1 protein-coding gene is annotated in these 330 nt (G+C 69.1%); it reads left to right on the top strand.

Annotated elements, in window-relative coordinates; genetic code table 11:
• On the top strand, positions 1 to 330 hold a 330-nt coding region (locus XcodCFBP4690_RS22175), incomplete at both ends, for a hypothetical protein (protein ID WP_208622786.1).

Genomic DNA, 330 nt, shown 5'->3' with positions numbered 1-330 from the left:
TGGCGGTGACGCTGGTGGAGCGGATGCGTCAACACGGCCTGAGCGCAGACGTGCGGGTGCTGTTCGGGCAACCGACGCTGGCCGCGCTTGCGGCAGCCATCGGTACCGCCGGCGATGTGGAGGTGCCGCCCAACCTGATCCCGCCCGACTGCCGGCGCATCACCCCCGAGTTGCTGACGCTGGTGGATGTGTCGCAGGAGGCGATCGACCGCATCGTGGCCACGGTGCCCGGCGGTGCGGCGAACGTGCAGGACATCTATCCGCTCGCACCGCTGCAAGAGGGCGTGCTGTACCACCATCTGGCGGCACGACAGGGGGATCCGTATCTGC

Source organism: Xanthomonas codiaei (assembly GCF_002939785.1).
GTDB lineage: Bacteria > Pseudomonadota > Gammaproteobacteria > Xanthomonadales > Xanthomonadaceae > Xanthomonas > Xanthomonas codiaei.
The sequence above is the reverse complement of the archived record's forward strand: the minus strand, read 5'-3'. Positions and strand labels throughout refer to the sequence as shown.